The following is a 15,538-nucleotide window of genomic DNA, read 5'->3' as shown; positions in this document are numbered from 1 at the left end:
GTGGAGGGTTTCCCCACGGCCCGGCGCGGCCTGCCCGGATGGGGCTGCACCCCGCGATCGGCGAGGCTGGTCCCTCCTTCTGCTGGAGTCTGGCCATGGACATGCGTCACCGGTTGCTGCTGCGAGTGTTTGCCCTGCTGCTGGCACTGCCCAGCGCCCCCCTGCTTGCCCGGCCGTTCATCGACCTGGTGGATTTCCCCCGCAACGAGGCCAACTGGGATCGCTTCTATTCCCTGGAAGCCCACCTGGCGAGCCGCTTTGACGCAGTCTGTGCCGATACCCTCTGCGAAGGCGACTACAGCAATCTGCGCGCGCTGCAACTACGCTGCTCGGTCAATGCGGCCCGTGCGCAGGTGCATGCCTGCAACTGGCTGTTCATTGCCAGCGAACTGCAGGTAGCGCCGGACACGGGCGAGGTGCGGGTGGACAACCGACGCTGGGACTGCCCTTTGCCGCTGGGCAAGGGAGTGGCGGTGGAGGCCTTCCATGCTTCCCTGGAAAGCGCCGACGCGCTGGATATCGTGCTGCCCGGTGCCGCGATGTCCATCGGCGAGGCGGTGGGCGACTGCCTCCAGCAGACCCGGCGGTCGGCGCGCGCGGCAGCGTCGGCCCGCTACGTGGACGCGCGGGATTATCCCCGCCAGGGCCAGGGTGGGGCGCGTTTACGTGCGCTTGAACAGGCGCTGGTGCGCGGCTTCGATGACATCTGCGGCGACACCTTCTGCGAAGGCGAGTACTACAACCTGCAGGCCATGCGCCTGCGCTGTTCGGTGCACGCCGCCAGCGGCCGGGTGGGGGAGTGCCGGTGGACATTCGCCGGCAGCAACATGGCGGTGGAGGCTGCCACCGGTGCGGTCACCGTGGATGCCCGCGATTGGGCCTGCCGCCTGCCGCTGGCGTCTTACACCCCCTTGCCGCTGCTGCTGGATACGCTTCACGGGCAGGACGCCATCGACACCCTTCTACCGGGGACCAGCACTACGGTGTACGAAGGGTTGACTACCTGCCTGTGAGCTGCCGTGTGATCGCCGCAGGCGCGGTAGCGGATGAGGCGGGCAGGCACGACGCATCTGCATTTGCGGGGGACCTGACGCGCCTTCCGCCCCGGCCCTGTGTCTGTCGCATGACCACCGATGCCTCCGCCCGCACCGGGATGCGGATCCGCGGACGCCCGGCGTTGCTGCGGCCGGTGCAATGCAACCGGGGCAACATGATGGCGGGACCGAAGACGTGATCCAACCTACCTGGTGCGCAGGGACCGGCAGCTGCCGGTCCCTGCGTTGTCATTACACGCCGGTCTGCTGCGCCACGGCGTCGGCATGCAGCGCTTCGCTGAGTTCATCGACGATGATCGCCCAGTCGGCATCGGACTTGAGCTGTTCGGCGAGGAACTGACGTTGCCCGTCGTTCCAATACGGTGCGTCGACCAGGGCGACCTCGGTCGGCAGCTGGTGGGCACGGATGAAGCCGGCGATCGCCTCGTCGGACGCCTCCAGCCCGAGCTGCAGGAACAGATTGCCCATGCGCGGTTCGGTGGTGATCATCATGAGGTGGTCTCCGCAAAAAAGGGGGGTCCCCATTATCGATGCAGCCGCGTGAGCGCCGCATCGCCGGAGCGGGGGCAGGGCGCCCGGCGATGCACAGGGTCGCCGCGCCGCTGGCCGCGGTGGACAGCGCGGCGACCCGGTGGCGGTCATGGTGCCGGTGGAATTTTTTCATCCGTCGCCGCTGAACCCGGGCGTGGCCCCTGCGTTGCCTGCGCAGCGAGGTGGCACTAGCATCCTCGGCACCACGGCACGGATGGCCGCATTCGGGAGGGACAGGGATGCATCGCAGACGTGCCACCGTTGTTGCATGGGCTGCCGCCGTCATCGCGTTGCTCGTTGCGCTGCTTTCGCTGGCCCCGTTCGTCGCGGCGATCACGCTCACCGGCGCGTTGGCTCCGCTGTTCGCGTATACGGCGTGGCACGGTGCCCGTCTGCCCAGTGGCGTCGGGTTGGCCCTCTGTGCGGCGGCGTTCCTCGGCAGCCCCCTGCGGTTCGAAGACCTGCCGGACCTGTTGCTGGCCATGGCCGCCCTGTGGGCAGTGGGCGGCGTCATGCTCATGGTCTGGTGGGCGGTGAAGCTGCGCCGCGCGTAGAGTGTGCGCTCCTGCAAAGGCGCGCATGCCCCGGCACGGCCGGGACATGCACCCCTGCCGCGTTCTACAGCAACGGCACCAGCAGCAATGCCACGATGTTGATGATCTTGATCAACGGATTGATCGCCGGGCCTGCCGTGTCCTTGTAAGGATCGCCGACCGTATCGCCCGTGATCGCGGCCTTGTGCGCCTCGCTTCCCTTGCCGCCGAAGTGGCCATCTTCGATGTACTTTTTGGCGTTGTCCCACGCACCGCCGCCGGTGGTCATCGAGATCGCCACGAACAGGCCGGTGACGATGGTGCCGATCAGCAGGCCACCCAGCGCGCGCGGCCCGAGCAGCAGGCCGACCACCACCGGGACCGCCACCGGCAGCAGCGAGGGCACGATCATTTCCCGGATCGCCGAGCGGGTCAGCATGTCCACGGCGCGGTCGTACTGCGGTTTGCCGGTGCCCTCCATGATCCCGGGGATCTCGCGGAACTGGCGGCGCACTTCCTCCACTACCGCACCCGCCGCCCGGCCCACGGCCTCCATCGCCATCGCACCGAACAGGTAGGGGATCAGGCCGCCGATCAGCAGGCCGATGATCACCGTGTGGTCGGACAGGTCGAAGGCGAACACCTCCCCGGGGTTGGCGGCCTGCAGGTTATGCGTGTAATCGGCGAACAGCACCAGCGCGGCCAGTGCCGCCGAGCCGATCGCATAGCCCTTGGTCACCGCCTTGGTGGTGTTGCCAACGGCATCCAGCGGATCGGTGATGTCGCGGATGGCGGAGGGCAACTCGGCCATCTCGGCGATGCCGCCGGCGTTGTCGGTGATCGGGCCGTAGGCATCCAGCGCGACGATCATGCCGGCCATCGACAGCATCGCGGTGGCGGCGATGGCGATGCCGTACAGGCCGCCGAAGTAGTGCGCCAGCCAGATCGCCACGCAGACCGCGATCACCGGCAGGGCCGTGGACTTCATCGAGACCCCGAGCCCGGCGATGATGTTGGTGCCGTGCCCAGTGGTGGATGCCTGCGCCACGTGCTGCACCGGCTTGTACTGGGTGCCGGTGTAGTACTCGGTGATCCACACGATCAGGCCGGTGAGCACCAGGCCGACCAGGGCGCAGAAGTACAGGTTCAGCGCACCGTGTGCGTTGTCCGGCATCAACTGGATGGTGATTGGATAGAACGCGATCGCCGCCAGCACGCCGGACACGATCACGCCCTTGTACAGCGCGCCCATGATCGAGCCACCCGGCTTCACCTTGACGAACAGCGCGCCGATGATCGAGGCGATGATCGACACACCGCCCAGCACCAGCGGATACAGGATCGCGTTGCGCCCGGCTTCGGCCAGCATCAGGCTGCCCAGCAGCATCGTGGCGATCACCGTCACCGCGTAGGTCTCGAACAGGTCGGCCGCCATGCCGGCGCAGTCGCCGACGTTGTCACCAACGTTGTCGGCGATCACCGCCGGGTTGCGCGGATCATCCTCGGGAATGCCGGCCTCGACCTTGCCCACCAGATCCGCGCCGACGTCGGCCCCCTTGGTGAAGATGCCGCCGCCCAGACGCGCGAAGATCGAGATCAACGACGAACCGAACGCCAGCCCGACCAGCGCGTGCAGCGCCTGCCCGGTTTCCAGACCGAGCCGCAGCAGCAGCGCGTAGTAGCCGGCCACGCCCAGCAGGCCGAGCCCGACCACCAGCATGCCGGTGATCGCGCCGCCCCGGAAGGCGACGTCCATCGCCGCACTGAGGCCGTTGCGCGCCGCTTCGGCGGTACGCACGTTGGCGCGTACCGACACGTTCATGCCGATGTAACCGGCCGCGCCGGACAGCACCGCGCCGATCGCAAACCCGATCGCGGTGTACCAGCTGAGAAAGACGCCGACCAGCACGAACAGCACGGCGCCGGCGATGCCGATGGTGAGGTATTGACGGTTGAGATAGGCGCGCGCGCCTTCCTGGATGGCGGCGGCGATTTCCTGCATGCGGGCATTGCCAGCCGGTTGCCGGAGAATCCAGCGTGCCGACACGATGCCGTAGAGAATCGCGAGAATGGCGCAGAACAGCGCCAGAGAAAGCCCGTAACGTTCCAGCATGTCCCCTCCCGGGTGATGGATGGCATCCAGTGAACGGACGAACCTCTCCACGCGGGGCACAACGGGCTGCAACCTTGGACCAACCCGTTCAGACCGTACCCGGTCCTCAAGCGTGTGGCGGTGTTCAGCAATCCCTGGTGACCCGAGTATGCGGGCATTCTCCCGCAGACCGGTAGTGCCGGGTACGCGCCATCGCATGCGCGCTGTCGCCCCATGGTTTGCTGCGCAAACCACGGGCCCCTCTTATCAGCATCCAGTCCCCCGCCGCTTCGCGGCTGCCCCCTGACTCAGGGGGCTGGTGGCCAGCCCTCTGGATCCAGCTACGCGTTGATGGGACGCCTTGCCACGCCGTTCAGCCATCCGCTGGCAGCCTCGCTCCATCCCCAGCTCCCGGAGTCCTGCCATGTCCACCCGTCACCTGCTCTGGCTCGCGCTGCTGCCCGCCATCGCGGCCAGCGCCGCCGAAACCCCCGAGCTGCAACGCGCCGCCGGTGCGCCGCAGGCGGTGGGCGCGGCGCATACGCTGCGCCAGATTCCCGAGGCCTGTGCGCGGCTGGAGGGCATGTTCACCGCCGATGCCGCGCAGCCCTACAAATTCGCTGTGGTGCGCACCAGCGAGCAGTGCCAGCCGCGTGCGCGTTTCGTCGATTTCGACAAGGCCCAGCCCAGTCAGGCCAAGGGCTGGAAGCTCAATGATGTGATCCGCGTCCCCAGCGCCGCGTGCCCCGCACAGCAGGCGGTCGTGCGGGTATGGCGCATGCCGGTCGCGCAGAAGCCCGAGCTGGATGGCCAGGGCCAGTCCCGGATCTACCTGGAAGAGGCCAAGAAACAGGCGGCCGCCGGCAAGATCGCGCAGGTGCCGATGTTTGCCGCGCAGCTGAAGGTGGAAGGCAAGCCCTGCAACTGAGCAGCTTGCGTGACAGTAATGAAGGCCGCTGGCCGGCTCCCCGGGATCGCCTGATCCCCGACGGAGCCCACCAGCGGCCGTTATTGCTGCAGTGGTTTACGCTTTGAACGCAGGCAGTTTCTTCTTCACTGCCACGTTCTTCAGCGTGACGTACTTGGGCAGGCCGTCGGCGCCGTAGGGCAACGGCGCTTCGCCCTTGATCAGCGGTGACAGGTAGGCGCGCGCCTTGGCGGTGATGCCGAAGCCGTCCTTGCGGATGAAACCGGCCGGCATTTTCTTCTCGTGGTTGGCCACCTTGTGCAGGGGCGCGGCCTCGATCTTCCAGCGGTACGGTTTGTCGCTGCCGCGTACGATCACCGGCATCACCGCGTTCTGGCCCTTCAGCGCGAACTGCACCGCCGCCTTGCCGACCGCCTGCGCCTGCTCCCAGTCGGTCTTGGAGGCGATATGCCGGGCCGAGCGCTGCAGATAGTCGGGCAAGGTCCAATGCACCTTGTAGCCCAGCGTGTCCTTGACCCGTGCAGCCAGCTGCGAGGCGACGCCGCCCAGCTGGGTATGCCCGAACGAGTCCTTGCCGCCGCCGGCATCGGCGACGAAGCGGCCGTCGGCGGTCTGGATGCCTTCGGAGGCCACCACCACGCAGTGCCCCACGCGCTCGACCACCTGCTTGACCTTGGCCAGGAACGCGGCCTCGTCGTAGGCGCGTTCGGGCAGCAGGATGATGTGCGGGGCGTCATCGGGGCCTTCGCCAGCCAGCCCGGCCGCCGCCGCCAGCCAACCGGCGTGGCGGCCCATCGCCTCGTAGACGAATACCTTGGTCGAGGTCTCGGCCATCGCCGCCACGTCCAGTGCCGCTTCGCGCACCGACACGGCCGTGTACTTGGCCGCCGACCCGAAGCCGGGGCAGGTGTCGGTCACCGCCAGGTCGTTGTCGATGGTCTTGGGCACGCCGATGCAGGTCAGGTCGTAGTCGAAGGCCTTGGCCAGCTGCGACACCTTCCACGCGGTGTCGGCCGAATCGTTGCCGCCGTTGTAGAGGAACCAGCGCACGTCATGGGCCCGGAGCACCTCCAGCAGGCGCTCATATTTGGCCCGGTCGGCCTCGATCGATTTCAGCTTGTAGCGGCACGAGCCGAACGCTCCGCCGGGGGTATGGGCCAGCGCGGCGATCGCCGCCGCCGATTCCTTGGTGGTATCGATCAGCTCCTCGCGGAGCGCGCCGAGGATGCCGTTGCGCGCGGCCAAGACCTTGATTCCCTTGGCCCGGGCGGTGCTGATGACCGCCGAGGCGGTGGCGTTGATGACGGCGGTGACGCCGCCTGACTGGGCGTAGAGCAGGGTACCTTTGGACATGGGTCGACCTTGGTCTGGGGGAAGGACATTGCAGAGACATTACCGGTATGGGGTAAAGTGCGCGTATTGCGGTGCAGCGTGATTGTGGACAATCCCGGGGCGCGCGCCCTTCCATTTTCTTACCAAGTTGGAGTCAGGTTGATGCGATTGGTTCTGTTGGGACCGCCCGGTTCGGGCAAGGGGACACAGGCGACGCGCCTGAAGGAACACCTGTCGATTGCGCACATTTCCACCGGCGACCTGTTGCGTGCCGAAGTGGCCGCCGGCACCGAGCTGGGCAAGCAGGCCAAGGCGGTGATGGACGCGGGCAACCTGGTGTCCGACGACATCCTGCTGGGCATGCTCGAATCGCGACTGGGCCAGGCTGACGTGGCCAACGGCTTCATCCTCGACGGTTACCCGCGCAACGTGGCCCAGGCCAACGCGCTGGACACCCTGCTGGCCAAGATCGGCCAGCCGCTGGATGCGGTGGTGCAGCTGGACGTGCCGACCGAACTGCTGGTCGAGCGCATCGCCGGCCGTGCCGCCGAGCAGGGCCGCGCCGACGACAATCCCGAATCGGTGCGTCAGCGCCTGCAGGTCTACAACGACCAGACCGCCCCGGTGGTCGACTTCTACGCCGGCCGCGGCACCCTGGCTCGCGTCGATGGCGTCGGTGAGCTGGACGCGGTGGAAGCGCGCATCCGCGCGGCGATCCACGGCTGAGTCACCCGGCGCCGCATGCGCGGCGCCTGCCTGGCCCATGAACGCACACGCCCGGCCCCCGAAGGGGCCAGGCGCGTGGTGTGGAGGTGCCAGCGAACGGGCTTGCTCAGAGCCCCGCAGCATGAGCTCCCCTGGGGATGGCCTCTTGGGGAGTAGGACCAATGGGGTGCTGAGGCTGGCCGGTTCCATTGTGTCCGTCTTCACAGTACATCGCTATCGGGGATTCCCCGACACCCGGCGACTGAATTCCGGCGCGCGCATGAGGAATTGTCTGCCGACCATGGCCCACGACGCAGGGGATCGGCGACAATCCAACGCATGAGCACGATTCACATCCTTGGTATTGCCGGCACCTTCATGGGCGGCGTGGCCGCGCTGGCGCGGGAACTGGGCCATACGGTCCATGGCAGCGATCAGGCGATCTATCCGCCGATGTCCACCCAGCTGGAACAGCTGGGCATCGCCCTGGACCCGGGCTACCGGGCCGACAGCGTTTCGGGCGACTGCGATGCGGTGATCGTCGGCAACGCCTTGTCGCGCGGCAACCCGGCGGTGGAAGCGGTGCTGGACGCCGGCCAGCGCTATATTTCCGGCGCGCAGTGGCTGTCCGAACAGGTGTTGCCGGGCCGCGACACGCTCGCCGTCGCCGGCACCCACGGCAAGACCACCACCACCACCATCCTGACCTGGCTGCTGCAGGCCGCCGGGCGCGAGCCGGGCTTCCTGATCGGCGGCGTGGCCGAAGACTTCGGCGTGTCGGCGCGACTGGGGCAGGGGCGTGAGTTCGTGGTCGAGGCCGACGAGTACGACACCGCCTTCTTCGACAAGCGCAGCAAGTTCGTGCACTACCGGCCGCTGGTGGCGATCCTCAACAACCTCGAGTACGACCACGCCGACATTTTTCCGGACGTGGCCGCGATCCAGCGCCAGTTCCATCACCTGATCCGCACCGTGCCCGCGCGTGGGCGCCTGATCGTCAACGGCGAGGACGCTTACCTGGCGGAGGTGCTGGCGATGGGCTGCTGGACCCCGGTAGAGCGCTTCGGTTTCGATGCGTCGCTGGAATGGCATGCCGAACTGATCAACGCCGATGGCAGCGCCTTCGTGGTGCACCATCGCGGACAGCACGTGGGCGAGGTGCGGTGGCCGTTGCTGGGCCGGCACAACGTGCTCAACGGCCTGGCCGCACTGGCCGCCGCGCATGCGGTGGGCGTGGAGCTGGCCACGGTGATCCCCGCGCTGGCGCGCTTCCGCAGCGTCAAGCGTCGCCTGGAAGTGATCGGACAGTCGCACGACATCACTGTGTACGACGATTTCGCCCATCACCCCACCGCCATCCACACCACGCTGGAAGGCCTGCGCGCCAAGGTGGGCGATGCGCGGATCGTGGTGGCGATGGAGCCGCGCAGCAACTCGATGCGGCTGGGCGCGCATGCGCAGGCGCTTGCACCGTCGCTGGCGCTGGCCGACGCGGTGGTCTTCCTGCACCGCCCGGAACTGGCCTGGGATGCGGCCGGGGTGATCGCCGCCGTGCGTGGCCAGGCCCATGCGGTGGCCGATACCGATGCCCTGCTGGCGCAGCTGGGCGACATCGCCCGGCCCGGCGACCACGTGGTGTTCATGTCCAACGGCGGTTTCGACGGCGCGCCGCGCCGCTTCCTGGCGCAGCTCCAGCAGGAATGAGTCGGGGCACGCCATGACCGAGACCGTTTCGCTGCCCCTGTTTCCCCTGCACGCGGTGCTGCTGCCCGGCGCGCGGCTGGGCCTGCGCGTGTTCGAGCGCCGTTACCTGGACATGCTGCGCGAATGCAGCCGGCAGGAGTCCACGTTCGGCATCTGCCTGATCCTCGATGGCGACGAAGTGGGGCGACCGGCATCGCCGGCGGCTTACGGCGTAGAGGCGCGGATCGAGGACTTCGACGTCGGCCCCGATGGCGTACTGGTACTGCGCCTGCGGGGCCAGCGCCGCTTCCATGTACTGCGCACACGGGTGCGCGACAACGGCCTGATCCTGGCCGACGTGGCATGGAGTACGCCCGACCACGACGACGAACTGCGGCCCGAGCATGCGCTGCTGGCCACGGTGCTGGAGCACATCATCGAGCAGGCCGGCACGGCCTTCGCGCCCACCCACCCGGCGCAGCTGGAACAGGCCGCCTGGGTTGGCTGGCGGCTGGCCGAACTGCTGCCGCTGGAAGAGCCGCACCGGCTGCAGCTGCTGCAGCACGATGACCCGCATCAACGACTGGAAGACCTGCTGGGCTGGATGCCGTAAGGGCCGAGCGACGTGCTCCATCCGAGCGCAGCGGTAGGGTCGCATCCCGATCGACCACCGATGACCGCGCAACGTTCACCGAGGGCATGAGCGGCGATCGAAGGCGTCGCCGGCTGCGTTGATGCGTTCGCCGTGCTGGTCGGCGCGAACGCGCCCGAACGACGCGTGGATTACTCCGCCGCTGGCGTACGCACCCGCAGCACCGGCATCTGCGTTTCCGGATGGGTGTCCACCTGCTGCGGCAGGCCATCGAGCGCCTCGCGCACCGCGTTCAACGATGGGTCGATGCCGCGCAGCGGGCGCCACATCCCGATCAGGTGGAAATGCTGCTGGTAGTGCAGCGTCTGCGCGCTGCCCAACCACAACGGCGCATCGCCCGGCTGCAGGCGTGCCGGTGCCGGCCACAGCCGCAACGCGAAGATCTCGTTGGGTGCGTTGCCCGCGCGCAGCATCAGCAGCGATTCGACTTGAGTATCCAGCGTCGCCGGCAGCACCGGCACTTCCTCCGGCTTGGCCGATTTGTCCAGCATCAGCAGCGCCTGTTGCCAACCGGCCTGCGGCTGCACCCGCCAGCCCTGGCGTTCCAGGCGCTGCTGCAGCGGCGCCAGCGGCCCGGCCACCTGCACGTCCAGCGGCCAGCGCTGGTCATCGTCGAACTCGTTGCGACGCGACGGGAGCTGCTTCCAGTCGTCCTGCCACCAGGCGGTGGAGGCCATGTCCACCGGCGCCGGTTGCGCCGGTTCGAAGCGGGCGAGCTTGACCGGAATGTTGCGCGGCGCATACCACAGCGCGCTGATCGCGAAGACGCCGTAGAACAGCCACGCCACCGGCTTGACCCAGAACGACCGGTTGAAGCGGCGGCGGTACGCGATGCCCAGCACCAGCAGCCAGAAAATGCCGAACAGCATGCCGCCGATCACATCGCTCAGCCAATGCGCGCCCAGATAGATACGCGCAAAGCCGATCAGGCTGACGATGATGCCCGACAACAGGTACGGCCACACGCGCGTGCGCCCGGGCAGCTCGCGCGCGATCAACACCGCGAAGAAGCCGAAGGTGATGGTGGCCATGGTCACCGACACCGACGGAAAGCCGAAGCCACTGCTGGCATCGGGCGGGCGCACCACGTGCACGGTGGCCCCGAGCAGCTTGCACAGTGCCAGGCCGAAGGCCAGTGCGGCCAGCCAATGCGCGGCGGCCATCCAGCGTCGACGCCAGACCAGGTACCCCATGCCGGCGGCGGTGGCCGGCAGCAGCACCTGCCACGCGCCGAGCGAGGCCAGTGCAGCCATCGGGTAGTCGGCCAACGGGTTGCGCAGCGCCAACATGGCGTCGTGCACGGCCAGGTCCAGGCGGAGCGGTTCGCCGTGGGCGACCACCGCCATCAACAGCGCGAACCAGCACCAGCCCAGCAACAGCAGCATCAGGGCCAGCATCGCCAGCGGCACCGATTCACGCCGCTGCGGATCGAACACCGACACCGAATAGCGGCCCAGGGTGGGATGGCGCTGCGACCAGCGCAGCAGCGTGGCCAGCCAGCTGTCCATGCGCGAGGCCGACCAGCGATAGCTGTACAGCACGATCGCCCAGACCGCGCCCATCACCACGGCGACCAGGCCCAGCACCATCACCAGCCGGCCGGCGACCGCCGCGACCGTGTCGTAGGCCTCGCCCAGCACCCAGCCCGGGGCCAGGAACAGCACCGCCCACGACAGACTGGCGATGCCACTGGCCTGGATGTAGCGCGACATCGGCATGTTCATCATGCCGGCGATGGCCGGCACGAAGGGACGGATCGCGCCGACATACCGCGCCACCAGGATGCTCTTGAAAGCATTGCGGCGGAACATCGTCTCGCCGCGGTCGAGCAGCTGCGGGTATTTGCTGAAAGGCCAGAAACCCCGCAGACGATCGCCCCAGCGCCGGCCCACCCAGTAACTCAGGCCATCGCCAGCGAAGGCGCCCAGCGCCGCGCACGCCACCGCATAGGGACCGGAAATCTGGCCAAGGCCGATGAACACGCCCACCGCGAACAGCAGCGGCAACGCCGGCACGATCGCGCCCAGCACGATGACCGCATCGCAGAAGGCAATGAGGAAGATGACCGCACCGGCAAGCACGGGGTGAGCTGAGATCCACGCAAGCGTGGCATCGATCCATGACGAGTCCATCGCCCGATTATAGAGGTGTGAAGGTGACTGACTGCCGGCCAAGGCCGGTCAATGTCGGACATCTGCAGTGATCGCAGGCGATCACGCGCCTAGAATGGCGCGATGAACCGCGCCCCCGATCCCGCCCCGCACGCCCTCAAAGCCGACAGCTTCGGCCGCATCCTGCTGATCGAGCAGGACGGCCATCGTTTTGTCCGCCGCGACCTGGAGGCCACCCCGTGGTGGCTGCGGCTGCCGGCGTGGTGGCTGGCCCGGCGTGAAGCGCGCGCGCTGGCGCACCTGGACGGCATGGCCGACACTCCGGCGCTACTGGCCTGGAACGGCCGCTGGCTGGACCGCAGCTTCATGGCCGGCGATGCGATGTACCAGCGCCCGCCGCGCGGCGACCTGGCCTACTTCCGTGCCGCGCGTCGGTTGTTGCAGCGCGTGCATCGGCATGGCATCGCGCACAACGACCTGGCCAAGGAAGCCAACTGGCTGGTGCGCGAGGACGGTTCGCCGGCCCTGATCGATTTCCAGCTGGCGGTGATCGGCAACCCGCGCTCGCGCTGGATGCGCCTGCTGGCGCGCGAAGATCTGCGCCACCTGCTCAAGCACAAGCGCATGTACTGTCGTGAACAGCTCACCCCGGTCGAGAAGCGCCTGCTCAAGCGCACCTCGTGGGTGCGCGATCTGTGGTTCCGTACCGGCAAGCCGGTGTACCGCTTCGTTACGCGGAAGATCCTGCACTGGGAAGACAACGAGGGGCAGGGCCCCAAGCCGTGAGGACGCCGGGGGTGAGCGTGGTGCCGCTGGACGCCGGCAACGTGCTGCCTGCGCAGCTGCCCGGCGCCGACTTCGTACACGCCTGCCAGGCGGCAGCGCCGCGCGCGCGACGTTCGGCGTTGCAGGCCTACCAGGACATGGCCGCGACGGTGCCGGGCTGGTTCGATGGGCTGATGGCCATACGCAACGGCGGCATGCGCCTGCTCGGCATGAAGGATTTGGGCTCGCTGCGTGCGGTGCCCGACAGCGTTGATCCACGGCCGGGTGACCGGCTCGGCATCTTCACCGTGCAGCTGTGCACGCCCGATGCGATCGTGCTGGAAGATGACGACCGCCACCTGCGCGTGCAGCTGGCGCTGCAATGGCGTGGCGATCTGCTGGAGATCGCCACGGTGGTGCACACCCATAACGCGTTTGGGCGGCTGTACATGCTGCCGGTCGCGCCGGTGCATCGATGGATCGTGCCGCGTCTGTTGCGGCGGCAGGTACGCACCTACGCGGGGTGACGCCACTTCACGGTGTCACCGGCACCACCTGCTGACCGATGAAATTTCGCTTGGCATCAAAGTCATAGCCGATCTGCAGTTGCCCTTCGTTGGCGCAGGCGTGGCAGTCACGCAGCGGCGTGCGATACAGCAGACGGACGCCGCCGCCGTCCAGCGGCGTGCTGCCAGCCGCCTGCGCCGGTGCGAAGGGCGTCGCCTGCGGATGGGCCTGCAACAGCGCCTGCACGCCGGGATCGGCACGCAGGGCATCGTCCCATTGCACGGTGTCCACATCGATGCGCGTGCCGCTTGCATCGATGAGGCGCGTGCCTTCATTGGTGTTGGCGCGGAACGGATACGCCACCGTGGCCACGCCGATGCCGTCGTGTTCATGCCAGGCGGTAACGAAGGCAAGTTCGCCGCCACTGGACAGCTGCTCGGCGGCACGCACTGCATCGGGGCCGGCGCCACCGCTCTGCATCGCCTTGATCAGGCAGTCGCGGGACGCGGCGGCCTCGCCCTGGCGACAGCTGTTCAGATCGCCACTCCATACCACCGCCCGGCTCCAGCGCACTGCGCCGTCGGCAGGCGGCGTTGGGGCGGCGGCAGTCGCGCCGTTGGACATGATCGGGGCAGGAGCGGAGGAATCGCCCTGGCAGGCCGTGGTCATCAGGAGCAGGCCTAGGACAGGCAGCAGGCAACGGGAACGGCGCATGGCAAGTACCTCGCAGCGGTGACCGGAGGACACTATCGTCAAGAAGCGGTGAACTCTGCGTGGGCGCGGCATACTGCCCCATCAACGATTGCGCAGGAGCAACGGACAATGGCCAGTCTGCAAGGCAAGACCCTCTTCATTACCGGCGCCTCGCGCGGCATCGGCCTGGCCATCGCCCTGCGCGCGGCGCGCGACGGTGCCAACGTGGCCATCGCGGCCAAATCGGCGGTGCCCAATCCGAAGCTGCCCGGCACCATCCACAGCGCCGTCGAAGCAGTCACCGCTGCCGGTGGCCAGGGCCTGGCACTGAAGTGCGACATCCGCGAGGAAGACCAGGTGCGCGCGGCGGTCGCCGCGACGGTGGACACCTTTGGCGGCATCGACATTCTGGTCAACAACGCCAGCGCGATCTGGCTGCGTGGCACGCTGGATACCCCGATGAAGCGCTTCGACCTGATGCAGCAGGTCAATTCGCGCGGCAGCTTCCTGTGCGCGCAGGCCTGCCTGCCATATCTGCTGCAGGCGCCCAACCCGCACATCCTCACCCTGGCGCCGCCGCCAAGCCTGGACCCGAAATGGTGGGGTCCGCATACCGGCTACACGCTGGCCAAGATGGGCATGAGCTTCGTCACCCTGGGCCTGGCCGCCGAGTTCGGGCCCCAGGGCGTGGCGGTCAACGCGTTGTGGCCACGCACGATCATCGCCACCGATGCGGTCAACATGATTCCCGGCGTGGATATCAACGGCTGCCGCACGCCGCAGATCCTGGCCGATGCCGCGCACGCGGTGCTGACCCGCGATGCGGCCGGTTTCAGCGGGCAGTTCCTGCTTGATGACGAGGTACTGGCGCAGGCCGGTATCACCGACCTGAGCGGCTACGCGGTGGATCCGTCGCGACCGCTGCTGCCCGATCTGTTCCTGGATTGAGCCTGCGGCAGCGTCGCAGGGCCCGGTCGTCGACAAAGGCTGCACGCGCAACTGCTACTGTGCGTGCCCCCTTTTGTCTGGTCTGTTGAATGTCCCATCGCAAACGAAGTGCATCGCTCGCCGCCGCCATCGCCGTCATCGGCCTGCTCGGCGCCTGCAGCAAAGGCCCCTCGCACGCCGCCGATACCGAGGGCGTTGAGAAGGTGAATGCTTACGTCGCGTGTTTCAACGCGGTGGAGCAGCCCATCCACGAGGGCTTCCAGCAGTACACCGGCTGGATGCAGGATCCGAAGGCGGGCCCGACCGGCAAGGAGACGCACGTGCGCGGGCCGGGCATGGTGCTGTCGCACCGCGTCGCGCTGTGCAATGAACCGATGGTGGCGGCGCTGGCGATGACGCCGGCCGATGCCGCGCTGGATGCGCCTGCGCGCGCCTACCAGCAGCGCTTCGTTGACCTGTACGCGCTGATCGAACAGACCGACCGCTACTACACCCGCGAGGATTACCTGCGCGACGACCACGCTGGCATGCGCACCCAGCACGGCCCGCTGATGCAGGCCTACATGGCCTTCTTCGATGCCAGCGATGCGCTGGATGCCGCGCTGGAGAAGCGCGAAGACGAACGTCGTCACGCCCAGCTGAAGGAGATCGAGGCGGCCGAAGGGCGCTCGGCGGCGTATTACCAGCTCAAGATCGTCGGCGATGCCAAGCAGCTGGTGGCGCTGTTGACGGCCGATACGCCGGACCTGGCCCTCGCCCGCACCCAGCTGGCCGCCTTCCAGGCCCTGCTGAAGCAGGCCCAGGACGACAAGATCGGCAAGGGCGATGCGATGTGGGGTCACCTGGAGCGCGCTGCCGATGGGCTGGCCCGTGATGCCGGGCGTCGCGTGGACCGCCTGCAGGAAAACAAGCCACTCACCCGCAGCGAGCAGATCCTGATGCAGGGCGGTGGCCGCCTCGGCAACCCGCAGGGCTCGGCCGAAGCGGTGACCGACAGCTACCA

Annotated in this window: 15 protein-coding genes; 10 read left to right on the top strand and 5 right to left on the bottom strand. The window is 68.0% G+C overall.

All coding sequences use genetic code 11. The features are described 5' to 3' along the window. Nucleotides 1-1,013, top strand: a 1,013-nt coding sequence (locus AC1DQP_RS07360; protein WP_478051346.1) for a hypothetical protein, incomplete at its 5' end; no start/stop codon positions are given. A 273-nt stretch (nucleotides 1,014-1,286) separates the two neighbouring features. Here AC1DQP_RS07360 and AC1DQP_RS07355 read toward each other — a convergent pair. Further along, nucleotides 1,287-1,544, bottom strand: a complete 258-nt coding sequence (locus tag AC1DQP_RS07355; protein ID WP_256776073.1) for a DUF2789 domain-containing protein — start codon at nucleotides 1,542-1,544, stop codon at nucleotides 1,287-1,289. A gap of 281 nt (nucleotides 1,545-1,825) precedes the next feature. Between AC1DQP_RS07355 and AC1DQP_RS07350 the strand changes: the two genes are divergently transcribed. Then, complete coding sequence (locus tag AC1DQP_RS07350; RefSeq protein ID WP_457319237.1) at nucleotides 1,826-2,140, top strand: hypothetical protein; 315 nt, start codon at nucleotides 1,826-1,828, stop codon at nucleotides 2,138-2,140. 64 nt (nucleotides 2,141-2,204) lie between these two features. Here the strand turns inward: AC1DQP_RS07350 and AC1DQP_RS07345 are convergent, their stop codons facing one another. Further along, the gene (locus tag AC1DQP_RS07345; protein WP_256776004.1) at nucleotides 2,205-4,232 is read right to left on the bottom strand and encodes a sodium-translocating pyrophosphatase; all 2,028 of its coding nucleotides are present in this window, start codon (nucleotides 4,230-4,232) and stop codon (nucleotides 2,205-2,207) included. Between the two features lie 403 nt (nucleotides 4,233-4,635). On the opposite strand from AC1DQP_RS07345, the gene AC1DQP_RS07340 reads away from it, so the two are divergent. Further along, a complete protein-coding gene (locus AC1DQP_RS07340; protein ID WP_256776005.1) occupies nucleotides 4,636-5,139 on the top strand; it encodes a hypothetical protein in 504 nt (167 codons plus the stop codon). Between the two features lie 96 nt (nucleotides 5,140-5,235). Here AC1DQP_RS07340 and AC1DQP_RS07335 read toward each other — a convergent pair whose 3' ends face one another. Next, nucleotides 5,236-6,492 (bottom strand): 6-phosphofructokinase, encoded by a 1,257-nt coding sequence (locus AC1DQP_RS07335; RefSeq protein ID WP_457319235.1) that lies wholly within the window; start codon nucleotides 6,490-6,492, stop codon nucleotides 5,236-5,238. A 141-nt stretch (nucleotides 6,493-6,633) separates the two neighbouring features. Here AC1DQP_RS07335 and AC1DQP_RS07330 point away from each other — a divergent pair, with 141 nt between their 5' ends. From AC1DQP_RS07330 to AC1DQP_RS07320, 3 genes are all read left to right on the top strand, one after another. After that, nucleotides 6,634-7,197, top strand: a complete 564-nt coding sequence (locus tag AC1DQP_RS07330; protein WP_312235992.1) for an adenylate kinase — start codon at nucleotides 6,634-6,636, stop codon at nucleotides 7,195-7,197. Nucleotides 7,198-7,515: 318 nt separating this feature from the next. Further along, nucleotides 7,516-8,880: a UDP-N-acetylmuramate:L-alanyl-gamma-D-glutamyl-meso-diaminopimelate ligase gene (gene mpl / locus AC1DQP_RS07325; protein WP_478051345.1), complete on the top strand. Its 1,365-nt coding sequence runs from the start codon at nucleotides 7,516-7,518 to the stop codon at nucleotides 8,878-8,880. A 13-nt stretch (nucleotides 8,881-8,893) separates the two neighbouring features. After that, nucleotides 8,894-9,472, top strand: a complete 579-nt coding sequence (locus AC1DQP_RS07320) for an LON peptidase substrate-binding domain-containing protein (protein WP_457319669.1) — start codon at nucleotides 8,894-8,896, stop codon at nucleotides 9,470-9,472. A gap of 170 nt (nucleotides 9,473-9,642) precedes the next feature. On the opposite strand, the gene AC1DQP_RS07315 is transcribed toward AC1DQP_RS07320, so the two are convergent. Then, on the bottom strand, nucleotides 9,643-11,643 hold the full coding sequence (locus tag AC1DQP_RS07315; protein ID WP_256776010.1) for a bifunctional DedA family/phosphatase PAP2 family protein: 2,001 nt from the start codon (nucleotides 11,641-11,643) through the stop codon (nucleotides 9,643-9,645). Nucleotides 11,644-11,745: 102 nt separating this feature from the next. Here AC1DQP_RS07315 and AC1DQP_RS07310 point away from each other — a divergent pair, with 102 nt between their 5' ends. After that, on the top strand, nucleotides 11,746-12,408 hold the full coding sequence (locus tag AC1DQP_RS07310) for a protein kinase family protein (protein ID WP_256776011.1): 663 nt from the start codon (nucleotides 11,746-11,748) through the stop codon (nucleotides 12,406-12,408). An 11-nt stretch (nucleotides 12,409-12,419) separates the two neighbouring features. Beyond that, nucleotides 12,420-12,914: a DUF2867 domain-containing protein gene (locus AC1DQP_RS07305; RefSeq protein WP_457319667.1), complete on the top strand. Its 495-nt coding sequence runs from the start codon at nucleotides 12,420-12,422 to the stop codon at nucleotides 12,912-12,914. A 7-nt stretch (nucleotides 12,915-12,921) separates the two neighbouring features. On the opposite strand, the gene AC1DQP_RS07300 is transcribed toward AC1DQP_RS07305, so the two are convergent. Further along, the gene (locus AC1DQP_RS07300; protein ID WP_457319666.1) at nucleotides 12,922-13,608 is read right to left on the bottom strand and encodes a hypothetical protein; all 687 of its coding nucleotides are present in this window, start codon (nucleotides 13,606-13,608) and stop codon (nucleotides 12,922-12,924) included. A gap of 108 nt (nucleotides 13,609-13,716) precedes the next feature. On the opposite strand from AC1DQP_RS07300, the gene AC1DQP_RS07295 reads away from it, so the two are divergent. Both AC1DQP_RS07295 and AC1DQP_RS07290 read left to right on the top strand, forming a co-directional pair. Continuing rightward, nucleotides 13,717-14,535 (top strand): SDR family oxidoreductase, encoded by an 819-nt coding sequence (locus AC1DQP_RS07295; RefSeq protein ID WP_256776014.1) that lies wholly within the window; start codon nucleotides 13,717-13,719, stop codon nucleotides 14,533-14,535. An 89-nt stretch (nucleotides 14,536-14,624) separates the two neighbouring features. Further along, nucleotides 14,625-15,538 (top strand): YiiG family protein (locus AC1DQP_RS07290; protein ID WP_478051344.1); only part of this gene is annotated, 914 nt, incomplete at its 3' end.

It is taken from the genome of Stenotrophomonas sp. P5_A8 (genome assembly GCF_056400545.1).
Note: the sequence above shows the minus strand (reverse complement) of the source record. Positions and strands in the feature narration are given on the sequence as shown.

Excerpts from the sequence above, each read along its gene's own strand:
- AC1DQP_RS07355 (WP_256776073.1), bottom strand. The coding sequence starts at position 1,544 with ATGATCACCACCGAACCGCGCATGGGCAATCTGTTCCTGCAGCTCGGG.
- AC1DQP_RS07350 (WP_457319237.1), top strand. The coding sequence starts at position 1,826 with ATGCATCGCAGACGTGCCACCGTTGTTGCATGGGCTGCCGCCGTCATC.
- AC1DQP_RS07345 (WP_256776004.1), bottom strand. The coding sequence starts at position 4,232 with ATGCTGGAACGTTACGGGCTTTCTCTGGCGCTGTTCTGCGCCATTCTC.
- AC1DQP_RS07340 (WP_256776005.1), top strand. The coding sequence starts at position 4,636 with ATGTCCACCCGTCACCTGCTCTGGCTCGCGCTGCTGCCCGCCATCGCG.
- AC1DQP_RS07335 (WP_457319235.1), bottom strand. The coding sequence starts at position 6,492 with ATGTCCAAAGGTACCCTGCTCTACGCCCAGTCAGGCGGCGTCACCGCC.
- AC1DQP_RS07330 (WP_312235992.1), top strand. The coding sequence starts at position 6,634 with ATGCGATTGGTTCTGTTGGGACCGCCCGGTTCGGGCAAGGGGACACAG.
- mpl (WP_478051345.1), top strand. The coding sequence starts at position 7,516 with ATGAGCACGATTCACATCCTTGGTATTGCCGGCACCTTCATGGGCGGC.
- AC1DQP_RS07320 (WP_457319669.1), top strand. The coding sequence starts at position 8,894 with ATGACCGAGACCGTTTCGCTGCCCCTGTTTCCCCTGCACGCGGTGCTG.
- AC1DQP_RS07315 (WP_256776010.1), bottom strand. The coding sequence starts at position 11,643 with ATGGACTCGTCATGGATCGATGCCACGCTTGCGTGGATCTCAGCTCAC.
- AC1DQP_RS07310 (WP_256776011.1), top strand. The coding sequence starts at position 11,746 with ATGAACCGCGCCCCCGATCCCGCCCCGCACGCCCTCAAAGCCGACAGC.
- AC1DQP_RS07300 (WP_457319666.1), bottom strand. The coding sequence starts at position 13,608 with ATGCGCCGTTCCCGTTGCCTGCTGCCTGTCCTAGGCCTGCTCCTGATG.
- AC1DQP_RS07295 (WP_256776014.1), top strand. The coding sequence starts at position 13,717 with ATGGCCAGTCTGCAAGGCAAGACCCTCTTCATTACCGGCGCCTCGCGC.